Raw genomic sequence first — 18,972 nt, forward strand, 5'->3', positions numbered from 1 at the left:
GTCTCCGGGCAAAAAATGGGATAATCAGACGGTCTGGATGCCGAGGCGGCGAGGCGCGCCTTCGTCGGGGCCAGCGGCTTTCGCGGCATCGCGCACCAATTGTTCGAGCACGACGAGATAATCTAGAAAACGGCGCCGGCCGGACTTAGTCAGGCGGCAGGTGGTATGCGGACGGTTGCCTTCATAGCCCTTGATGACATCGACCAGGCCGGCCTCCTGCAGCACCTGCAGATGCCGGCTGAGATTGCCGTCAGTCAGACGGCAAAGCTGCTTGAGATCGGCGAAGGCGAGACCCTTCGGGTGCGCCATCAGCGAGGTCAGGAGGCCAAGCCGAGCTTTCTCGTGGATGATGCGATCAAGGCCGTCATAGGCGAACGGCGCGGTGGTCGCGTCAGTCTTCGACATCGATCTCTCCAGAGGCGAAATAGAGCAGCGCCGCAAGCACGAGCTGGCCGATCGCAAACGGCAGGCCCATCGTCCAGGGCGACAGCGCGTGGCTCTGACTGGCGATCAGGAGCACCGTGAAGCCCGACACAAAATACCACGCGCCGCCGAGCGCAATCGTGCGCGGCAGCAAGCGAACCGAGGCGAACACGCCGAGACTGACGAGGACTTGCCACAGGCCGGGCAGCATCCACAGCGTCTCGGGAGCAAACTTCCATTGCAGGATCGCGAGCAGCACGCCGGCAATCGCCGCGGGAACAAATTGCTCGATCGCCTGCTGAATCATCGCATCGGCTAATCCGGAGTGATGTCGCCGCGACCGCGCCTGCATCTCGATCCAGATCAGCACGGCAGAAATCAGCGCCGCAGCCGCCCAGCCGGCAAGGAACGCGATCGGATGCGAGGTGGGATCGTCGAGCCAGAGGTACTGGGCAAGTGCGGTGACGAGCGCAATGCCGCTGGTCGCGGCAACAGTGGCGGGACCGTAGCCGCGAAATGCAGTTCCCGCCGCAATCTGGCTACGAATGGCGAGGATATCCGCCAAGGCCTTGTCGAGGTCGCGCATCGGTTCACCCGAACTTTGTATTGCAAAGTATATGGGATTGCCAAGCAAAGGCAAGCCGGATCGCGACGGCGCGTCCATCAACATGCTTAACCGTTGGTTATCGCAAGAATGAGGCGAAACGCCTCACACTTTTACCAGGCTGGCAAAGCCGCCATAAATCATCCGCTTGGCGTCGAACGGCACCGTCTTTGGATCCATCGACGCCAGGCGAGGATCGGCCATCACCTTGCCGTTGATCTTGTCGCGCTGCGCACGCGACTTGTAGGTGATCCAGGCGAACACCACGGTTTCGCCGGGCTTCAGTTTCACGCTTTGCGGAAACGACGTCAGCTTGCCCGGCTTGACGTCGTCGGCGACCCACTCGCGATAATCGAGCGCCCCATATTCGCGCCAGATCTTGCCGGCCTTCTTCGATAGTTGCGTATAGGCTTTGAGCTTCTTCTTCGGGACAGCGACGATGAATCCATCGACGTAAGGCATCGGGCGCTTCCTGTTGCGTGGTTGTACCGTCATTGCGAGCACCAGCGCTCCTCGCAATGACGGCGTGGGAGACCGTTCTCAACTATGACAGCAGGATGCCTGAACCTGCGACGGTTGATACTGGTCACGTAGCCGCACCCAATCCATCGGATAGGGCAGCCCTTCCTCGTGACGCCCAAGCGGCGTCAGGTCGAGATAGTGATAGGCGGCGTTCATCATGTCGAGGCCGCGCGCGAAAGTGGAATAGGTGTGGAACACCGCGCCGGTCTCGTCGCGATAGAACACGCTGATTCCTGGCAGCTCGTCGCCGTAAGGCGGCGTGGTTCCGAAATTGTATTGAGCCTCGCCTCTGTCAATTTGCTCGCGGGTAAACGAGACGCCGTAGTCGTAGTTGAAGTCGTTATTGCCCGACGAAACCCAATCGAAGGTCCAGCCCATCCGCTTCTTGAAGGCTTCGAGCTTGGCGACCGGCGCACGCGAGATCGCGACCATCGTGGTATCGCGCGCGGCAAGGTGCGGCACCATGCGCTCATAGCCGTCGGCCCAGAACGAGCAGCTCTTGCAGGCCGCGTCCCATTCGGGCGCGAACATCACATGCTGCACCACGAGCTGCGGCCTGCCCTTGAAGAGATCGCCGAGCGTGATCTTGCCGTCCGGCCCGTCGAACACATAGTCCTTCTCGACCTTGACCCAAGGAAGTTCGCGCCGCTGCCGGCTCAACGCTTCGCGCGCTTGCGTTAGCTCCTTTTCGCCGGCCATCAGGGCCATGCGAGCCTCGATCCATTCGTTGCGGGAGACGATCTTGTGCTGATGCATCGGATGCTCCTTTCGTTGCGTTCAGGCATCGACGAAGTTTTGCAGATTGCCGAGGAACTCGGTCCAGCCGCGCTGATGATTGTCGCGCGCCGTCTCATCGACGAACTGCGCGTGATGGAAGGTGAGCAGCGTGCCGCCGGCATCGGGCCTGATCGAGATCGTCACGACCGACTCGCGCTCGGGGGTCGAGTGCCAGGCCCAGCTAAACACCAGCCGCTCGTTCGGCACCACCTCGCGATAGACGCCGCCGACCTCGTGATACTCGCCCTTCGGCCCGGTGAAGCTGATGCGATAGCGTCCGCCAACGCGAACATCGAGATCGGCATGTGTCGTGCCGGGCTTGACCTGCCCCGGCCCGAACCATTGCGCTAGGTTTTCCGGCTCGGTCCACGCGGCATAGACCTTTTCCGGCCGCGCGCGGAGACGTCGCGTGAGGGTGAGGCTGGGGCGCGCGGCAACGCCGGCGGCGGCTTCGACTGCGGACTTGTTGGCCATGGGTTCTCCTCCACAAAGGCGGCAAGGCGATCGAGGTTATCGGACCAGAACTCCGCATAGCGATTGAGCCAATTCATCGCCTGCTCCATCGGCCGGGCGGTGAGCCGGCACGCCACCGTGCGGCCGGTCTTCTCGCGCGCGATCAGGCCCGCATCCGAGAGCACGTCGAGATGCTTCATGATCGCGGGCAGCGACATCGCAAACGGCTCGGCCAGTTCGCTCACCGACAGGCTCTCCCGCTCGCCGAGCCGTGCCAGCAGGGCCCGTCGGGTCGGGTCGGAAAGCGCCGCGAAGGTGCGGTCCAGCGTCTCATCCTGATACTTAACCATATGGTTTAGTATATGCGCAAACGGCGCGACGTCAAGGCCTTCGCTTCACGATCGCGTTAGAGCGTGTTCGGAGTGGATACCGGTTCGCGCGAAGAAAGCGCGTCAAAACAGGAATCTAGAGCGTCGGTTCTGATTCAACGAAAACCGGACATACTCTAGAGGCGCAGATTCGCGGCGGCTTCGATGACAGGAAGGCGCCGCGGCGCGCGGCGCCTTCGTCGGAATCACGGCCGATTGTCAGTACGGGCGAACGTGCCGGCGCGAATAGGGGCGCGGCGGCGGTGGCTCGCGAAACAGGAAGCGCGGATTCTCGCCGCAATAAAGGTAACGGCCGGACACGCTCGCAAGGCACTGTTCGTAGGTCTGGTAGGCGCATTCACCGGGATAGCCCAGGCTCGGGCCCTGTGCGCACCATGGATAGTCATAAGGATCCGCGGAAGCGGGACCAACGCCTGCGACACCGGTGAACATGACGGCTCCGGCCGCAAGCATTGCCAATCGCGATGTACGCATGGTCCAACCTCCTCTCTCACGACGCCGCAAGAGATAGCGCGGCACACCGTATCAAGGTTCCTCTATGCCGGTTTATTCCGCTGCTGGCCAGCACGAGCGCGCTACACCGGCTCGCGGCTCCGCCATGACGCATGGAATACCGAGCTCGCTTGGCGGCGAACCCGGCCCGATCGAAACGGCGCCCTCCCGGCCGGCCTGTCGCACAGTTCGCAAAGCGCCTATTCGACCTTGAGACCGGCGAATTGAACCACCTTCTGCCACTTGTCGGTCTCGGCCTTGATGTCGTTGCCAAAGGCTTCCGGTGTCTGGATCAAGGGATCGCCGCCGAGCTCGACCAGGCGCTTCTTCATCTCAGGTTCGGCGAGAACGGCGTTGATCTCGCTGTTGAGCTTGGCGATGTACTCCTTCGGCGTGTTCTTCGGCGCGCCCATGCCGAACAGCGCACTCGCCTCGTAGCCCTTCACCGTCTCGGCGATCGCCTGCACGTCGGGCAGTTGCGATGAACGCTCTGCCGTCGTCACGCCGAGCGCGCGCAGCGCGCCGGAGCGGATGTGCTGGATGATCGAGGGCATGTTGTCGAAGATCACCTGCACCTGGCCGCCGAGCATGTCGGTGATCGCGGGCGCGGCACCGCGATAGGGCACGTGCTGCATCTTGCAACCGGTCATCGACATGAACATCTCGCCGGAAAGATGCACCGACGTGCCGTTGCCGGAGGAGGCCATGTTCACCTTGCCGGGATTGGCCTTCACATAGTCGATGAACTCGGCAACGGTCTTGGCCGGGACATCCTTGTTGACCGTCATCACGTTGGGCACGCGATTGAAGGATGCTATCGGCGCGACGTCGCGCACGAAATTGAACTTCAAGTTCGCGTAGAGCGAAGCGTTGATATAGTTCGCCGGATTGACCAGCAGCACGGTATAGCCGTCGGGCTCGGCGTTGATCGCAGCCTCGGTGCCGATGTTGTTGCCGGCACCCGGCTTGTTCTCGATCACGAACTGCTGCCCGAGCTTCTCCGACAATCGCTGCCCGATCAGACGCGCGATGATGTCGGTGGCGCCGCCCGGCGGATAACCGACGATCCAGCGCACCGGCCGCGCCGGATAATCGGCTGCGGATGCGCGGCCGATCGCGAATGTCGAAATCCCCGCCCCGATCAGGCCCAGCGTGGCGCGACGTGAAATCATGAAGTTTTCTCCCGACGCGGCAGGGTTTGACTCCCCGCCCGTTTCTGTTGAATTGCGTGCGCTGGGCTTTTAACAAACAATATCTGGTGCGGCCAGTGCGACACATGCGCAGGTGCCCGCGACGAAAGGCTAAGCCAAAGGGATCGATCATGTCAGTCAAGGTGAATGCGCTCGACCACCTCGTGATCAACGTCACGGACGTCGTGCGTTCGGTTGCCTGGTACAGCAGGATCCTCGGCATGGAAGTGAAGGTGTTCGATCCGGGTGCGGGCAAGACACCGCGCACCTCGCTGGTGTTCGGCAACCAGAAGATCAATGTGCGGCCGCGCGATGCCGGCAAGGTCGAGTGGTTCACCGCGGATCACGCAACGGCCGGCAGCGACGACCTCTGCTTCCTCACCACCAGCACGCCTGAGGAGGTGGTCGCGCATCTCAAGGCCAATGGCGTCCGGATCGAGGAAGGTCCGGTGGCCAAGCAAGGCGCACGTGGCACGCTGCGTTCGGTCTATTGCCGCGATCCGGACGGCAGTCTGATCGAGATTTCGTCGTATGAGAATTGACGCCATGACGCGCGCCGAAACATCCGCGAATTAAGATCGTCATGCCCGGGCTCGACCCGGGCATCCATGTCCTGGCGCGCTCTCTTCAGAGGAAAACGTGGATGGCCGGGTCAAGCCCGGCCATGACGACCCATCAACTGTGCCATTTGCCCTTCGCGCAATCCAGTGGCAGAACGATCCTCAGACAACATCAAACAAGCAGCCGCTGAAGCTGCGCGGGAGGACGCATGACCAATGTGGAGGTGGCACCGGGTATCGTGGGACCGTTCGCGGGGCTCGACGTGCCATGGCTGCTGAAGATGCGTGCCGAGGTGCGCCGCGATCACCCGTTCCTGATCTGGGCCCCGTTCGATGCGCCGGCGCAGCGCTGGAGCTACGGCGAATTCCACGAGCGCGTCGGCGCGCTTGCAGCCGGCCTCGCCAAACGCGGCATCAGGCAGGGCGACTACGTTCTGATCCATCTCGACAATTGCATCGAGGCGGTCATGTCGTGGTTCGCCTGCGTCGAGCTCGGCGCCATCGCCGTCACCACCAACACCCGCTCGGCTGCCGCCGAGATGGCGTATTTCGCTGACCATTGCGGCGCCGTCGCAGCCATCACCCAGCCGGCCTATGCCGAACTAGTCGCCGCCAACTGCAAGGACCTGCGCTGGATCGCGGTGATCTCGCACGACGCGGGGCAGCCGCCCGCGCAGGTGCCCGCAGGCGGCGACAGCTTTGAATCGCTGTTTGCCGACAGCGCTGACCGACCGCGACGCGCGACCGATCCGCTGGCGCCGTGCAGCGTGCAATACACCTCGGGCACAACGTCGCGGCCCAAGGCGGTGCTGTGGACCCATGCCAACGCGCTGTGGGGCGCCAAGATCAACGCCGCGCATCAGGACCTGCACGCAACCGACGTGCACCAGACTTATCTGCCGCTGTTCCACACCAATGCGCTCGCCTACTCGATGCTGTCGACGCTGTGGGTCGGCGGCTCCTGCGTGATCCAGCCGCGCTTCTCGGCGAGCCGTTTCTGGCCGGTGGCGCTCGAGCATGGCTGCACCTGGACCTCGACGATCCCGTTCTGCATGAAGGCCCTGCTGGAGCACGAGATCCCGCCGAACCACAAGTTCCGGCTTTGGGGCACCGCCGTGAACGACCCGCCGCCATTTGCCGTGTTCGGCGTCAAGATCATCGGCTGGTGGGGCATGACCGAAACCATCACCCACGGCATCATCGGCGAGGTCGATCAGCCCAACACCCCGATGTCGATCGGACGTGCCGCTCCTGAATACGAGATTCGCATCGTCAATGACGACGGCACGCCGACCGGCGTCGGCGAGACCGGCAACCTCTTGATCAAAGGCATTCGCGGCCTGTCGCTGTTCGCCGAATACCTGCACAACGAGAAGGCCACGCGCGACAGTTTCGACGAGCACGGCTATTTCATCACCGGCGATCGCGTCACTATGCTGGAGCGCGGCTACATCAAGTTCGGCGACCGTGCCAAGGACATGCTCAAGGTCGGCGGCGAAAATGTCGCCGCATCCGAAATCGAGCAGGTGATCGCCGTGGTGCCGGGCGTGCGCGAGGCCGCGGTTGTGGCGAAAAAGCATCCGATGCTCGACGAGGTGCCGGTCGTCTTCATCATCCCGCAGGCCGGCGTCGCCGCATTGCCAACCGACCTGCACGACAACGTCATCGCCGCCTGCCGCGCAGGGCTCGCCGACTTCAAGGTGCCCCGGGAAATCCGCTTCGTCGACGACATGCCGCGCTCGACGCTGGAGAAGGTCGCGAAGGCCGAGCTGCGGAAGATGCTGGAGTAGGTCTCAGCACCGTCATTGCGAGGAGCGTAGGGCGGGCAAAGCAAAGCGTGCCTATCGTCTCGTGACACGCACGCGATGGTGGGAACGACGCTGCGCGCCTTTGCCCACCCTACGGCTCGCAATGACGGTGAGAGCTCAATTGACCTCGAAGCGGATCGGTAGCTTCTTCGGCCCATTCACAAAGTAGGCCTGTGTCATCTTCACCTCGCCGTCGAGCGAGAGCGACTTCAGCCGCGGCAGCAGCTCCTCGAACAGGATGCGCATCTCGAGCTTGGCCAGATACTGGCCGAGACAGAGATGCGCGCCGTAGCCGAAGGCGACGTGGCGATTAGGCTTGCGGTCGCTGCGGAAGCGATAGGGATCCTCGAACACCTCCTCGTCGCGATTGCCTGAGGCGTAGCACAGCATCAACCAGTCACCTTTCGCGATCCTGCGGCCGCCGAGCTCGGTGTCCGCTGTCGCCGAGCGCATGAAGTGCTTGACCGGCGTCATCCAGCGGATGGCCTCGTCGACCAGGCCCGGGATCAGCTCCGGATTGGCCTTGACCTTGGCGAATTCGCTGCCGTCTTCCGCCAGCGCCCAGATCGCGCCTGCGGTCGAGGACGAGGTGGTGTCGTGGCCCGCGGTGGCGACGATCATGTAATAGCTGGTCTGATCGTGCTCCGGCATGTAGTCGCCGCCGATCTTCGCATTGGCGATGACGGTGGCGAGATCGTCGCGCGGGTTACGACGGCGGTCCTCGGTGATCTTGCGGAAGTACGCCGAGAAGTCAGCGATGATCGCCTGCAACATCGCGGAGACCTGCTCCGCGCCTAGCGCCTCGCGAACGCGTGCGGTGTCGGGATCCTGCGGGCCGAACAGCTCTTGCGTCAGTTTCAGCATGCGCGGCTCGTCCGCCTCGGGCACGCCGAGAATCTCCATGATGACGTGCAGGGGATAGCCGAGCGCGACGTCGGCGACGAAATCGCAGGCGCCGCCCCTGTCGAGCATGCGCTGCACCGTGGCCCGCGCGATCTCGCGGACGCGCCCCTCGAACTTGCTGAGATTGGCCGGCATGAACCAGCCCTGCGTCAGCGCGCGATATTTCGGATGATCGGGCGCATCCATCTGCACCAGCGAGCGCACCAGGTTGGGGCCGCCGGTGATCTTGCGGACGCGCTCCTCGAGCGCCTGATTTGTCAGCGTGGTCGGGCGGTCGGCATTGTGGAACAATTCGTTCTGGCGGCTGACCGCCTGGATATGCGCATGCTTGGTGACCACCCAGAACGGGTCGAACCGATCCGGCCGCGCAATCCCGAGCGGGTTGTTGGCGCGCAGCCAGCGATAGGCGTCATGGATGCGCTGATCGGCATAGGCGACGGGATCGACGAGGGTCGCCGCGATGTCGGCGGGGATATCGAGATTCCCGGTCGCTGTCGTATCCATGCTGGTCCTCGCCGCGTGCGCATCGGTCGCGCCGATGATCATCGGAATCTAGGCGGAGGTAAGGTGGAGGACTTGCGTTGATTGGCTAGCCCAACCAGGTCATTCCGGGGCAACGCGCAGCGTTGAACTACGATGTGCAATTGCACATCGTAGAATCTCGAGATTCCGGGTTTCGCATCGCCCCGGAATGACCAAGCCCAGATCTAATAGTGCCCGAACGCCACGGGACGGAACGCCTGCAGCAATTGCTGGTCGAGCTTGCCGCCCATGTCCTCCATCATGGAGAACGCCTTGGCGTGGGTGAATTGCAGCCGGTAGGCGCGCTTCTCCACCAGCGCGGCATAGACGTCGACGATCGTGGTGACGCGGACGATGTCGCTGATCTGGTTGCCGCTGAGGCCGTTGGGATAGCCGGTGCCATCGAGGAATTCGTGGTGGTGCAGAATCACGTCGAGCATTTCCGGCGGAAAGCCGCCCTGCGCGGCCAGCGCCTCGTAGCCGCGGCGCGGATGCTCGCGCATCTCCGCCATCTCCTCAACCGTCAGCGCGCCGGGCTTGTCGAGCAGCGCCACCGGAATGAAGGCCTTGCCGACATCATGCAGCAGGGCGGCACGGGCAAGCCGCCGCTGATCGTCCTCGCGCATGCCGAGATGCTGGGCGAACGCCACCGCAAAGCCGGTCACGAACAGGCAGTGGCGGTAGGTCTCCTGGTGATGGCAGCCGACCGTGGTCAGCCATTCGCGCAGCGAATTGTGCTTGATCGCCTTGAGGATCTTGTTCTCGGCGGCGACGATGTCGTCGAACTTCAGCGGCTCGCCGGCGCGCATCCGCTCGAAGATCTTGACCATCACCCCGTGCGCCGCCTCGACGCCGCGGTTGAGCGCCTTGCCGCGGTCGGTCTCGTCGTAGCCGCTGTTGTCAGGGAATGCGGCGCGAATCCGCTGCAGGATGCCGCGCGCATCGAACGGCCGCGAGATCGTGTCGGTGGCGCCCAGCGCCCAAGCCTGCATCGAGGCGTGGTGCAGCGCATCTGCCAGAACGAACAGCCTGGGCATCTCGCGATAGGCGTCGCCTTGCAGCTTGGCGCGTACGAGCTGCACGCTCTCCGGCGAGCGCAGATTGATATCGACCACGATGCCGGCGAGATCGCCGGCGGGACGCTCGGGAATTTCCGAGGTCGGAATGGTATCGACCTCACCGACCGACCGCAGGATGTTGGCGAGCTCGTTGCTCTGATCGCTTCTATCCGACGCCAGCAACAAACGGCGCTTCGAAGTCTTGTTGGCCAAGGCAGTCATGAATTCCCCGTCGCGGTACGACCGACGGCCAACGCTACCCGACGAGATGTTCCCTCCCGCTTAATGGGGATGATGAACGGCTGTTGAGCGCAATGGATACAATTTGAAGGACAGCGCAATTCGGCAGCAAAATCAGGCCGGCCAGACAAAGAAAATCCGCCGAGAAAACTCTCGGCGGATCATCTTTTTCAGCGGCGAGCGACGCTTATGCCTTCATCGCCGCCTTCACCGCCTCCGCGGAGATCGGCAGGCCGCGGACGCGGGCACCGACCGCGTTGAATACCGCGTTGCCGATCGCCGGCGCCACCACCGTCACCGCGGGCTCGCCGACGCCGGTGGCCTTTTCGCCATTGGCGATGACGTTGACAGCGACCTCCGGCAGTTGGCTCATCCGCAGCGGCGTGTAGCTGTCGAAGTTGGTCTGCTCGATGCCGCCGTCTTTCAACGTCGCCTTCTCGAACAGCGCAAGCGACATGCCCCACAGCGCCGCGCCCTCGACCTGAGCACGAATGCCGTCGGGATTCACCTGCGTGCCGACGTCGGTTGCGACCGTCAGCTTCTTCACCGTCACCTCGCCCGACGGCGCCACCGCGACGTGGGCGACGCAGGCGGTCCAGCTTGCAGTGGCGCGCTCCTGCGACGACACGCAGGCCACGCCCATGCCTTCGCCCTTCGGCAGCTTCTTGGTGCCGTAGCCGGCAAGGCCCATCGCGGCGAGCAGCGTGTTACGCAGCCGCTGCGCGCCACCATCGTTCTTGCCCTTGCCGTCGAGCAGCTCGACCCGGAACAGGGCCGGATCCTTGCCGGTCGCATGCGCGATCTCGTCGATCATGCTTTCGACCGCCCAGAAGGTCCAACCCGGGGCCACCGAGCGAAGCTGACCCGACGGGGTGGCATTGTGCGCCATCTCGTTCTTGATCGCCCGCACATAGTGGTTCGGCACGGTATAGAAGAAGTCCGCGCCGTTCACGGTGAAGGAATCGAGCGGACCTTTCTTGTCGACCGATGGCGTCAGGAAATCGGGGATTCCCCAGCGCGCGGTCGGCCAGGCCGAGACCACGTCGTGGCTGAGCGCGACGATTTTGCCGTCGCCGTCCATGCCGGCCTTGATCTTCTGGTAGGTGAGCGGACGCGAGAAATCCATCGTCATGTCGTTCTCGCGCGAATAGATCACCTTGACCGGCTTGCCGACGGCCTTCGCCGCCTGCACTGCGGGCACCATCATGTCGGCGTCGAGACGCCGGCCGAAGCCGCCGCCCAGCCACATCTGGTGCATCACCACATACTTCGGATCGATCCCGGCTGCGCCCGCCGCGATCGCTCCGGTGCGCGTCGCGAACTGGTTGCCGGAATAGACGTGCAGGATGTCGCCCTTGAACTCGGCCGTCGCGTTCATCGGCTCCATCGGGCAGTGGATGTTGATGTTGGTGGTGTATTCCGCCTCCATCACCTTCGCCGCCGAGCCGAACACTGAGTCCGGATCGCCGTCCTTGACGAAGAACTGACCGGAATCGCTGAGCCCTTGCAGCCGCTTGGCCTCGGTGAGCAGCGATTCGCTCGACAGCTTCGCGTTCGGACCACCGTCATAGTCGATCTTGAGCGCCGCCGCCGCCTTGCGGGCATTGGCGTAGGTGTGGGCCACCGCGACTACCCAGCCGGTGGTCGTGCCGGTCTTGTCATCGAGCGTAACGGCCTTGATGAAGCCCGGCACCTTCTTGGCCGCGGAGTCGTCGACCGACTTCACGGTGGCGCCGTAACGCACGGGCGGCGTGACCAGGGCGCCGTAGACCATGCCCGGCAGCATGACGTCGATGCCGTACTTCGCGGTGCCGTTGGTCTTGTAGGGAATGTCGATCTGCGGCACCGAGACGCCGATCATCGTGTATTGCTCGGGCGATTTCAGCTTGATCGCCTTGAGGTCATCAGCAGTGAAGGTCTTGGTCGCCTTGCCGCTCTTGACCACGTCGGCGAACGACATCGACTTCTTCGACTTCGGATGGCTGATCACGGAGTCGCGGACCACCAGCTCGCCGGCCGGCACGCCCATGGCGCTCGCGGCCGCTTCGGTCAATGCGATGCGGCCCGCCGCGCCGGCGCGGCTCATCGCATCGAAGTTCATCATCGTCGACCAGCTTCCGCCAGTGATCTGCGCGCCCAGCACAGGATCGTTGAACTTCGGATCGTTGGATGCAAGCTGGACCCGCATGTCCTTCCAGTTCGCGCCGAGTTCCTCGGCGACGATCTGTGCCATGGTCGAGGCGATGTGCTGACCCATGTCGGCCTTGCCGCAGGTCACGGTGACGAGACCGTCGTGGCCGATCGCGTACCAGACCGTCGGCTCGAAATGAGCGGGCGCCGCAGCCAGCGCCTGTTCGACGCCGGGAACGGCAGCATAGCCGAGCACGAGCCCGGTTGCAGCGCTGCCGACCAGGAAGGAACGGCGGCTGAGGTCGGCGGATGCACTTTGCGAAATTTTGACGTGGCTATTCATGTGGGCCTCCGCTCGCTTCCGGTGGCCGACGCGGTGCGCATCTCGGATGCCGCGCGCAGGATCGCCTTCTGGATTCGGGAGTAGGTCATGCAGCGGCAGAGGTTGCCGTCCATATGCGCGACCACTTCATCCTTCGTCGGGTTGGAATTCTTCGACAGCAAGGCTGCTGCCTGCATGATCTGGCCGGACTGGCAGTAACCGCATTGCGGGACCTGCTCGGCGATCCAGGCTTTCTGCAAGGGATGATCGCCCTTGGCGGAGAGCCCTTCGATGGTGACGATCTTCTTGCCGACGGCGTCGGCGACGGAGGTCTGGCAGGATCGCACCGCTTCGCCGTTGAGGTGGACCGTGCAAGCGCCGCAGAGACCCGCGCCGCAACCGAATTTGGTGCCGGTCATCTGCAATTGCTCGCGGATGACCCATAGCAGCGGCGTGTCGTTCGCCGCCTCGACGGACATATTCCGTCCATTGATGTTGAGATTAGGCATCTCTCTCCCCTTCCGGTGTATGAAGCCGCTTACGGCGGCAATTCACTTTTTGGCTCGTGGCTGCCGCCCACCGGGTCAGCGACAGGTGCCACGAGAATGATCCGGTTACCGTCTAGAGGCAATCCAATTTGGAACTGTTCGAAAAGAATCATTTTCGAAGCGAATGATTGTGCGATGCGGCACGCATCTGTCGCGGCGATCCCGATGACAGGCCGGTTTGCCGGCATCCTCTGCCGTCCGCGCATTTCTCAACGGCAAACGGATCGCGCTAGGATCGAATGGCCTTGAAAAAACGGGGAGCCATCATGCCAAAGCTCAATCGCGACGGGGTCAACATCCACTACGAGGTCTACGGCAGCGGCTCGCCGCTGATCCTCACCCACGGCTATTCATCGACCTCGGCGATGTGGCAAGGCCAGATCGAGGCGCTGTCGAAACACCACAAGCTGGTGTTGTGGGACATGCGCGGCCACGGCCTGTCCGACTATCCCGACGACCCCGCGAGCTACAGCGAGGCCCTGACGGTCGGCGACATCGCCGCCCTGCTCGACGCCGTCGGTGCCGACAAGGCGATCGTTGGCGGCCTGTCGCTCGGCGGTTACATGTCGCTCGCCTTCCATCGCGCCCATCCTGAGCGGGTGCGGGCACTCCTGATCATCGACACCGGCCCGGGCTTCAAGAAGGACGATGCCCGCGAGGTCTGGAACAAGCGCGCCCGTGACACCGGCGACCGGTTCGACCGCGAAGGGCTGGACGTGCTGAAGTCGCTGAGCGCCGAGCGCGCGTCCGTGACGCATCGCAATGCCAAGGGCCTCGCGCTCGCCGCGCGCGGCATGCTGGCGCAACGCGATGCGCGGGTGATCGAATCGCTGCCTGACATCAAGGTGCCGTCGCTGGTCGTGGTCGGCGCCGACGACTCGCCCTTCCTGGCCGCCTCCGACTACATGGCCGCAAAGATCCCCGGCGCCCGCAAGGCCGTGATCCCGAACGCCGGACACGCCGTCAACATCGATCAGCCGCAGGCCTTCATCGATGCCGTGCTGCCGTTCCTGGACGGCCTCGAGGCCGACGCCGCGGGCAAAGCCGCATCATGAGGGTGGTCGCCATCGCCTTGCTGCTGGCCGCCGGCAGCACGGCCGCCAGCGCTCAGAAGCTGCCGCCGTTCGACGGCTCGGCCAGGCCTTCGGTCGCCACCATCACGCGGTCGAACACCACGCCACTGGTGTTCGGTATGGATGTTGACGAGGCGCGGCGCGCGCTCGGCACACCCTTCACCTATGTCCGCGGTCGGCCCGGCGGGGAAGTTTTCCTGACCTTTCGCGATGTCGGCGGCAGCGGGCTATTCCCGCACCACGACCGTCTCTATCTGCAATTTCGCAAGGGGCGGCTTACCGGCTGGAAGGGCGACTGGGGCGAGAACTGGATGTGGCAATAGCGCGTCGCGCATCGCCAACCCATCACGCAATCTCTAACCCAACAAGGACGACCCATGGGACAGGATATCAAGCTCAAGGCTTCGGATGGTTTTGAACTCGGCGCCTACCGCGCCGATCCCGCCGCTGCGCCAAAGGGCGCGATCGTCGTGATCCAGGAGATCTTCGGCGTCAACCATCACATCCGCTCGGTCTGCGACCGGCTGGCGAAGGAAGGCTACGTTGCCGTCGCGCCGTCGATCTTCGATCGCATCGAGCCGAACTTCCAGAGCGGCTACGCGCCGGACGAAATCGCCAACGCGCGGAAGTTCGTCGCCAATCCGGACTGGGCCGCCATGTTGCGCGACGCCCAGGCCGCGATCGATGCGGTGAAATCCGTCGGCCCGATCGGCATCATCGGCTTCTGCCTCGGCGGCAGCGTCACCTATGCGGCGGCAACCAAGCTGTCGGGCCTTTCCGCGGCCGTCGGCTATTATGGCGGCGCCATCGTCCGCTTTGCCGACGACAAGCCGACGGTGCCGACCCAATTGCATTTCGGCGAGAAGGACGCCGGCATTCCCTTGAGCGACGTCGAGACCATCAGGTCGAAGCGGCCCGAGGTCGAGATCTTCATCTATCCCGGCGCGCAGCACGGCTTCCATTGCGACGAGCGTGCAAGCTATGACAAGGCGAGTGCCGACACCGCCTGGCCGCGCAGCATGGCGTTCTTTGCCAAGCATTTGCAGCGGTAGGAATGGGCCCTCCCGCTAGTCATTCCGGGGCGCGCAAAGCGCATCGCCCCGGAATGACGAAGGACGTTGCCCTTCGTCAGAACCAGCGCTCGTTGACGAACACGGTGTCGCCGGGGCCGATCGGTGTGCCGAGCGGCACCACGAAGCGGCCGGAGCCGGATCCGTCGGTATGCGTCAAGGTGACGCTGTCGCGCTTGGCGCGCGGCGAGAAGCCGCCGGCAATCGCCACCGCGCTCTCCACCGTCATGTTGGGCACGTAGGGATATTGGCCGGGAGCGGCGACTTCGCCCAGGATGAAGAACGGGCGATAGGCCTCGATCTCGACTGCCACCGAAGGCTCGCGGATATAACCGTTGCGCAGCCGTGCGGTGATTTCGGCAGCGAGCCCAGCCGGCGTACGGCCGCGCGCCGGCACCGAGCCGATCAGCGGCATGGTGATCGCGCCGGCGGCATCGATCGCATAGGTGTTGGTGAGGCCTTCCTGGCCATAGACCACGACGCGCAGCCTGTCGCCGGCATCGAGATGATAGGCGCTGTCGTAGCGGGACGGCCGTGATGGCGCGGCGTAGGCGGCCGGGGCGGCCAGCGCGACGTAGCCGCGAGGGGAGCTTGCGAAGGCCGAGCGCATCGCACTGATGGCACCGCCACCGCTCGCGTCCGCCACCGGGGCCTGCGCGTAGGTCTGTCCATAGGCGATGGAATCGAGGCTGCCTTGCGGGCCGACGGCGACCGGACCTGACGTGCTCATGCAGCCGGACAGCGCGAGCGCCGTCGTGATGACAGTGATCGGCAATCGTAACGCGCGCACAACCCGCACCGGACCCATCCCTCATAGCGAGACAGCCTCAGTCTTGCACCGATTATGGTTAACAAAGGGTTTTTGCGCGCGGTCGAATGGCAGAAACGGGAAGCCAGAATTGGGCTTCCCGTCGATTGCGAATGCGATCAGGCCGTGATGCCGACGCCGATCGGGCAGGACACCCCGGTGCCACCGAGCCCGCAATAGCCCGCCGGATTCTTGGCGAGATATTGTTGGTGGTAGTCCTCCGCGAAATAGAACTCGCCAGCCGGCGCGATCTCGGTGGTGATGGTGCCGAGCCCCTTGGCGGCGAGCGCCTTCTGATACATCGCGCTGGATGCTTCGGCGGCTTTGCGCTGCGCATCGCTGAAGGTGTAGATCGCGGAGCGATATTGCATGCCGATATCGTTGCCCTGCCGCATGCCCTGGGTCGGGTCGTGGTTCTCCCAGAACGTCTTCAACAGCGTCTCGTAGGAGATCTTCTTGGGATCGAACGCGACGAGCACCACCTCGGTGTGGCCGGTCCGACCGGAGCAGACCTCTTCATAGGTCGGATTCGGCGTGTGGCCTCCGGCATAGCCGACGGCCGTGGTGTAGATGCCGTCGCCAAGCTCCCAGAACTTGCGCTCCGCGCCCCAGAAGCAACCGAGCCCGAACACGGCCTGCTCGAGGCCTTGCGGATAAGGCGGCTTCAACTTGCTGCCATTGACGAAATGGGTGGTCGCGGTCGGGATCGGCGTCGCGCGGCCCGGCAGCGCCTCGGCGGCGCTCGGCAACGCGGTGGTTTTGCGCATGAACAACATGGATTACCTCCAGGCAGGACATCGGCCGACGCGGCGAGGGCCTGCGGGCCGGCTGCCCAATATATATGTCCCTGCGCTGGCGATGGCAGCCCCGTTGCCCGCGGCTGCGATCGCGCGGCTCAGTCCCGCGTGTAGCCGATCAGCGGCTTGCGCGGCCGGAACAGGACCATCAGAAGAATGCCGGCAATACCGAGCACTGCGAACGCCGGCTGATCGAGGATGACCCTGATCACGCCGTTCCAGAGCCACGGTGCGTGGCTCTCCACCCAGACGCGGAATGCCTGCTGGCTGGACTGGTGGACGTCATTCCAGAACTGGCCAAACGGGGTGAAGCGCAGGCTCTGGTCGGCGACGTAGCGGGCGCCATCATAGACCAGGAAGATGAATCCGCCGGCCAGCAGGACGAGGCCGATGAGACGGAAAAAACCGCGGATCATGCGTCACCCCAATTCCCTGTCGCGCCCCGATTGTCAGGCCTTACCGGGCGCCCCCCGGAAATTCAACCTCTTCAGGGCCTTATCCGGGCGTCGGGAGCCAATTTCGGGCTCTTTTTGGGCCCGGAAAGCGTTGACGCTGGGGGCTGCGGCATCTATAAGACCGGCCGATGGCGGCGGGCGCAATCCTGCCGCCGCTGTTCTTTGGACAGTGCCGCATGTGGGGGCAGCGTTCCGCTCCCTGGCATGGCCGCCTCAAGAACACCCTTGCTCAAGAACACCCTTGGACAATACACCCGAGTAGAGATTTGAACCGGCCGGTGCGCGCGAGCCCGACCACCGAGCGATCACCGCCGAAGGACAGTTGAGACCATGGCCAATACCACTTCCGCCAAGAAGGCGACCCGCAAGATTGCCCGCCGCACCATCATCAACAAGTCGCGGCGCACCCAGATGCGCGGCGCGGTTCGCACCGTCGAGGAGGCGATCAAGCGCGGCGACCGCGAAGCAGCACTCAAGGCGATGACGCGCGCTGAGCCCGAACTGATGAAGGCCGCGCAGAAGAACATCATTCACAAGAACAATGCGAGCCGGAAGGTGTCGCGCCTCTCGCACCAGATCGCAAAGCTCGCGGCGCAGTGAGCTGACGACAAAGACACATCGCTCACGAAGCCCGGCTCTCTCGCCGGGCTTTTTGTTTGTCTGCCGCTTGATTGTGTGCTGCGAGGCAATTTCGTCAGGCAAAGAAGCATCGTGCTGCTGTGCAACCGAGCGCGCGCGTTGTGTTTCACCGCATCCGTATTTCTACAGGCGCTTCTCGCTCGACACGTTAAGCTTAAGCGTAAATCATCTCGCTCTACGCAAGGTAGATGGAATAGCGCGCGGCACCTCTTTCGAAAAACTGCGAGGCGGGAGTTACCCTGTAAAAGCAATCGTGAAAAATCACGCTTCGCGAGTTACTTATGCACATAGTGCTGAGCAGCGATTGGAAAATCGACCGTCGCAATGGCGAATGTAAATTTTCTATGAAAAAATTTTAGTATTACACCGCCGTCTGTGACACGCGCGATTCTGTGCGCTGATTCAAAAACTTGCTTTCGCGGTATTGCATTGGCCGCGACGCAACAGTCGCGAAGAGTCTCGCTCTCCGTCGAATCCACGGATTGTCAGGAAATCCGCTTGGTGTATTTGTTTGTTGTCCGCGACGCCCATGGCTCTCCAGATCAGCGCGGTTTGAGACCCAAGGGCGGACGTGCAAATCGGCGGCGGTGTGCGCGTTAGCGACGCTCTCCAAGCGAAGCTAGACTGACAACTCATAGCGATATGAGGGCGGTTGACCTGTGTCAAAATTCCTCCGGTGGGGCCTCGGGATTTTCCTGATGCCTCGAACAAGAGAGACCAGGAATGATCGTCAGAGTCTGGCAGGCTGGAACGCGAAGCGAGCGGACGGGTTGATGAGGAAGACACGCGGCGGGGCGGCGCCGGGCATCTCGGTGTTCGGTAGCAGCAACTGAATTTGAAGACACCAGCAAGTTGATAGCTTGTCGCGATACGTCGCGGCGGGAGGGGGAGGACTAATGACTTACGGGATCATCACTGCGGTCGACACCACGATCGCTGGAGCGCAGACTTCCAATGGTGCCGTAATCAACCCCTCGGACTCCGGCTCTAGCTCCCAGAGACCGTCGAGTACGCGCTGACCTCGCGGGACGCTTCTTCTCCAAACGGCTGATCTGACAGGTGACGCATTGTCGTCACACGGGAGAGCTTTGTCTGGAGCAGGCAGCACCCGCTAGAGGTCGCGCCGTCGCAGGCAGCCAGCGCGGCGCTTTCGCAACAAACATCTCTCAGACTTGGAAGTACGAAGGCA

Annotated in this window: 20 protein-coding genes and 1 pseudogene; 6 read left to right on the plus strand and 15 right to left on the minus strand. The window is 63.4% G+C overall.

Going from position 1 to position 18,972, the window contains the following annotated elements; translation table 11 throughout:
- Positions 1-24: 24 nt before the first annotated feature.
- The 8 genes and pseudogenes from P6U25_RS35495 to P6U25_RS35530 form a co-directional block, all read right to left on the minus strand.
- Positions 25-405: a transcriptional regulator gene (locus P6U25_RS35495; RefSeq protein WP_407149382.1), complete on the minus strand. Its 381-nt coding sequence runs from the start codon at positions 403-405 to the stop codon at positions 25-27.
- A complete protein-coding gene (locus P6U25_RS35500) occupies positions 392-1,009 on the minus strand; it encodes a hypothetical protein (protein WP_407149383.1) in 618 nt (205 codons plus the stop codon). Before P6U25_RS35500 ends, P6U25_RS35495 begins: the two co-directional genes overlap by 14 nt.
- 123 nt (positions 1,010-1,132) lie before the next feature.
- Positions 1,133-1,489 (minus strand): DUF1428 domain-containing protein, encoded by a 357-nt coding sequence (locus tag P6U25_RS35505; protein ID WP_407149384.1) that lies wholly within the window; start codon positions 1,487-1,489, stop codon positions 1,133-1,135.
- A 78-nt stretch (positions 1,490-1,567) separates the two neighbouring features.
- Entirely contained in the window at positions 1,568-2,305 is a 738-nt protein-coding gene (locus tag P6U25_RS35510) for a DUF899 domain-containing protein (RefSeq protein WP_407149385.1), read from the minus strand.
- Between the two features lie 21 nt (positions 2,306-2,326).
- Positions 2,327-2,689 (minus strand): annotated as a pseudogene (locus P6U25_RS35515) (SRPBCC domain-containing protein); the annotation flags it as partial.
- Positions 2,674-3,129 (minus strand): ArsR/SmtB family transcription factor, encoded by a 456-nt coding sequence (locus P6U25_RS35520; protein WP_407149386.1) that lies wholly within the window; start codon positions 3,127-3,129, stop codon positions 2,674-2,676. The pseudogene P6U25_RS35515 and the gene P6U25_RS35520, both read right to left, overlap by 16 nt.
- A 237-nt stretch (positions 3,130-3,366) precedes the next feature.
- Complete coding sequence (locus tag P6U25_RS35525) at positions 3,367-3,642, minus strand: DUF3551 domain-containing protein (RefSeq protein WP_407149388.1); 276 nt, start codon at positions 3,640-3,642, stop codon at positions 3,367-3,369.
- A gap of 218 nt (positions 3,643-3,860) precedes the next feature.
- Entirely contained in the window at positions 3,861-4,832 is a 972-nt protein-coding gene (locus tag P6U25_RS35530) for a Bug family tripartite tricarboxylate transporter substrate binding protein (RefSeq protein ID WP_407149389.1), read from the minus strand.
- A gap of 149 nt (positions 4,833-4,981) precedes the next feature.
- Here P6U25_RS35530 and P6U25_RS35535 point away from each other — a divergent pair, with 149 nt between their 5' ends.
- The gene (locus P6U25_RS35535) at positions 4,982-5,392 is read left to right on the plus strand and encodes a VOC family protein (RefSeq protein WP_407149390.1); all 411 of its coding nucleotides are present in this window, start codon (positions 4,982-4,984) and stop codon (positions 5,390-5,392) included.
- A gap of 227 nt (positions 5,393-5,619) precedes the next feature.
- Entirely contained in the window at positions 5,620-7,200 is a 1,581-nt protein-coding gene (locus P6U25_RS35540) for an AMP-binding protein (RefSeq protein WP_407149391.1), read from the plus strand.
- A gap of 135 nt (positions 7,201-7,335) precedes the next feature.
- Here P6U25_RS35540 and P6U25_RS35545 read toward each other — a convergent pair whose 3' ends face one another.
- From P6U25_RS35545 to P6U25_RS35560, 4 genes are all read right to left on the minus strand, one after another.
- Entirely contained in the window at positions 7,336-8,625 is a 1,290-nt protein-coding gene (locus P6U25_RS35545; protein WP_407149392.1) for a cytochrome P450, read from the minus strand.
- 203 nt (positions 8,626-8,828) lie between these two features.
- Positions 8,829-9,923, minus strand: coding sequence for an HD domain-containing phosphohydrolase (locus tag P6U25_RS35550; RefSeq protein ID WP_407149393.1), 1,095 nt, complete (start codon positions 9,921-9,923; stop codon positions 8,829-8,831).
- 205 nt (positions 9,924-10,128) lie between these two features.
- The gene (locus P6U25_RS35555; RefSeq protein WP_407149394.1) at positions 10,129-12,414 is read right to left on the minus strand and encodes a molybdopterin cofactor-binding domain-containing protein; all 2,286 of its coding nucleotides are present in this window, start codon (positions 12,412-12,414) and stop codon (positions 10,129-10,131) included.
- On the minus strand, positions 12,411-12,902 hold the full coding sequence (locus tag P6U25_RS35560; protein ID WP_407149395.1) for a (2Fe-2S)-binding protein: 492 nt from the start codon (positions 12,900-12,902) through the stop codon (positions 12,411-12,413). The genes P6U25_RS35555 and P6U25_RS35560 overlap by 4 nt, the downstream gene beginning before the upstream one ends.
- Before the next feature lie 305 nt (positions 12,903-13,207).
- On the opposite strand from P6U25_RS35560, the gene P6U25_RS35565 reads away from it, so the two are divergent.
- From P6U25_RS35565 to P6U25_RS35575, 3 genes are read left to right on the plus strand one after another with little or no spacing between them, the layout of a single operon-like run.
- Entirely contained in the window at positions 13,208-13,996 is a 789-nt protein-coding gene (locus P6U25_RS35565; RefSeq protein ID WP_407149397.1) for an alpha/beta fold hydrolase, read from the plus strand.
- Entirely contained in the window at positions 13,993-14,337 is a 345-nt protein-coding gene (locus P6U25_RS35570; RefSeq protein WP_407149398.1) for a hypothetical protein, read from the plus strand. The genes P6U25_RS35565 and P6U25_RS35570 overlap by 4 nt, the downstream gene beginning before the upstream one ends.
- A gap of 54 nt (positions 14,338-14,391) precedes the next feature.
- Complete coding sequence (locus tag P6U25_RS35575; protein ID WP_407149399.1) at positions 14,392-15,066, plus strand: dienelactone hydrolase family protein; 675 nt, start codon at positions 14,392-14,394, stop codon at positions 15,064-15,066.
- 76 nt (positions 15,067-15,142) lie between these two features.
- Here P6U25_RS35575 and P6U25_RS35580 read toward each other — a convergent pair whose 3' ends face one another.
- The 3 genes from P6U25_RS35580 to P6U25_RS35590 all read right to left on the minus strand — a co-directional run bounded on the left by P6U25_RS35580 (position 15,143) and on the right by P6U25_RS35590 (position 17,105).
- Positions 15,143-15,874, minus strand: coding sequence for a polysaccharide biosynthesis/export family protein (locus tag P6U25_RS35580; protein ID WP_407152709.1), 732 nt, complete (start codon positions 15,872-15,874; stop codon positions 15,143-15,145).
- A gap of 137 nt (positions 15,875-16,011) precedes the next feature.
- A complete protein-coding gene (gene msrA, locus P6U25_RS35585) occupies positions 16,012-16,668 on the minus strand; it encodes a peptide-methionine (S)-S-oxide reductase MsrA (RefSeq protein WP_407149400.1) in 657 nt (218 codons plus the stop codon).
- 119 nt (positions 16,669-16,787) lie between these two features.
- A complete protein-coding gene (locus P6U25_RS35590) occupies positions 16,788-17,105 on the minus strand; it encodes a hypothetical protein (protein WP_407149401.1) in 318 nt (105 codons plus the stop codon).
- Positions 17,106-17,474: 369 nt separating this feature from the next.
- Here P6U25_RS35590 and rpsT point away from each other — a divergent pair, with 369 nt between their 5' ends.
- Complete coding sequence (gene rpsT, locus P6U25_RS35595) at positions 17,475-17,744, plus strand: 30S ribosomal protein S20 (RefSeq protein WP_407149402.1); 270 nt, start codon at positions 17,475-17,477, stop codon at positions 17,742-17,744.
- Positions 17,745-18,972: the final 1,228 nt, after the last annotated feature.

Origin of the sequence: Bradyrhizobium sp. ORS 86 (genome assembly GCF_045571475.1) — a bacterium.
Classification (GTDB): Bacteria; Pseudomonadota; Alphaproteobacteria; order Rhizobiales; family Xanthobacteraceae; genus Bradyrhizobium.

Bases quoted from the DNA above. Each gene is read 5' to 3' on its own strand.
- P6U25_RS35495 (WP_407149382.1), bottom strand. From the start codon at position 405: ATGTCGAAGACTGACGCGACCACCGCGCCGTTCGCCTATGACGGCCTT.
- P6U25_RS35500 (WP_407149383.1), bottom strand. From the start codon at position 1,009: ATGCGCGACCTCGACAAGGCCTTGGCGGATATCCTCGCCATTCGTAGC.
- P6U25_RS35505 (WP_407149384.1), bottom strand. From the start codon at position 1,489: ATGCCTTACGTCGATGGATTCATCGTCGCTGTCCCGAAGAAGAAGCTC.
- P6U25_RS35510 (WP_407149385.1), bottom strand. From the start codon at position 2,305: ATGCATCAGCACAAGATCGTCTCCCGCAACGAATGGATCGAGGCTCGC.
- P6U25_RS35520 (WP_407149386.1), bottom strand. From the start codon at position 3,129: ATGGTTAAGTATCAGGATGAGACGCTGGACCGCACCTTCGCGGCGCTT.
- P6U25_RS35525 (WP_407149388.1), bottom strand. From the start codon at position 3,642: ATGCGTACATCGCGATTGGCAATGCTTGCGGCCGGAGCCGTCATGTTC.
- P6U25_RS35530 (WP_407149389.1), bottom strand. From the start codon at position 4,832: ATGATTTCACGTCGCGCCACGCTGGGCCTGATCGGGGCGGGGATTTCG.
- P6U25_RS35535 (WP_407149390.1), top strand. From the start codon at position 4,982: ATGTCAGTCAAGGTGAATGCGCTCGACCACCTCGTGATCAACGTCACG.
- P6U25_RS35540 (WP_407149391.1), top strand. From the start codon at position 5,620: ATGACCAATGTGGAGGTGGCACCGGGTATCGTGGGACCGTTCGCGGGG.
- P6U25_RS35545 (WP_407149392.1), bottom strand. From the start codon at position 8,625: ATGGATACGACAGCGACCGGGAATCTCGATATCCCCGCCGACATCGCG.
- P6U25_RS35550 (WP_407149393.1), bottom strand. From the start codon at position 9,923: ATGACTGCCTTGGCCAACAAGACTTCGAAGCGCCGTTTGTTGCTGGCG.
- P6U25_RS35555 (WP_407149394.1), bottom strand. From the start codon at position 12,414: ATGAATAGCCACGTCAAAATTTCGCAAAGTGCATCCGCCGACCTCAGC.
- P6U25_RS35560 (WP_407149395.1), bottom strand. From the start codon at position 12,902: ATGCCTAATCTCAACATCAATGGACGGAATATGTCCGTCGAGGCGGCG.
- P6U25_RS35565 (WP_407149397.1), top strand. From the start codon at position 13,208: ATGCCAAAGCTCAATCGCGACGGGGTCAACATCCACTACGAGGTCTAC.
- P6U25_RS35570 (WP_407149398.1), top strand. From the start codon at position 13,993: ATGAGGGTGGTCGCCATCGCCTTGCTGCTGGCCGCCGGCAGCACGGCC.
- P6U25_RS35575 (WP_407149399.1), top strand. From the start codon at position 14,392: ATGGGACAGGATATCAAGCTCAAGGCTTCGGATGGTTTTGAACTCGGC.
- msrA (WP_407149400.1), bottom strand. From the start codon at position 16,668: ATGTTGTTCATGCGCAAAACCACCGCGTTGCCGAGCGCCGCCGAGGCG.
- P6U25_RS35590 (WP_407149401.1), bottom strand. From the start codon at position 17,105: ATGATCCGCGGTTTTTTCCGTCTCATCGGCCTCGTCCTGCTGGCCGGC.
- rpsT (WP_407149402.1), top strand. From the start codon at position 17,475: ATGGCCAATACCACTTCCGCCAAGAAGGCGACCCGCAAGATTGCCCGC.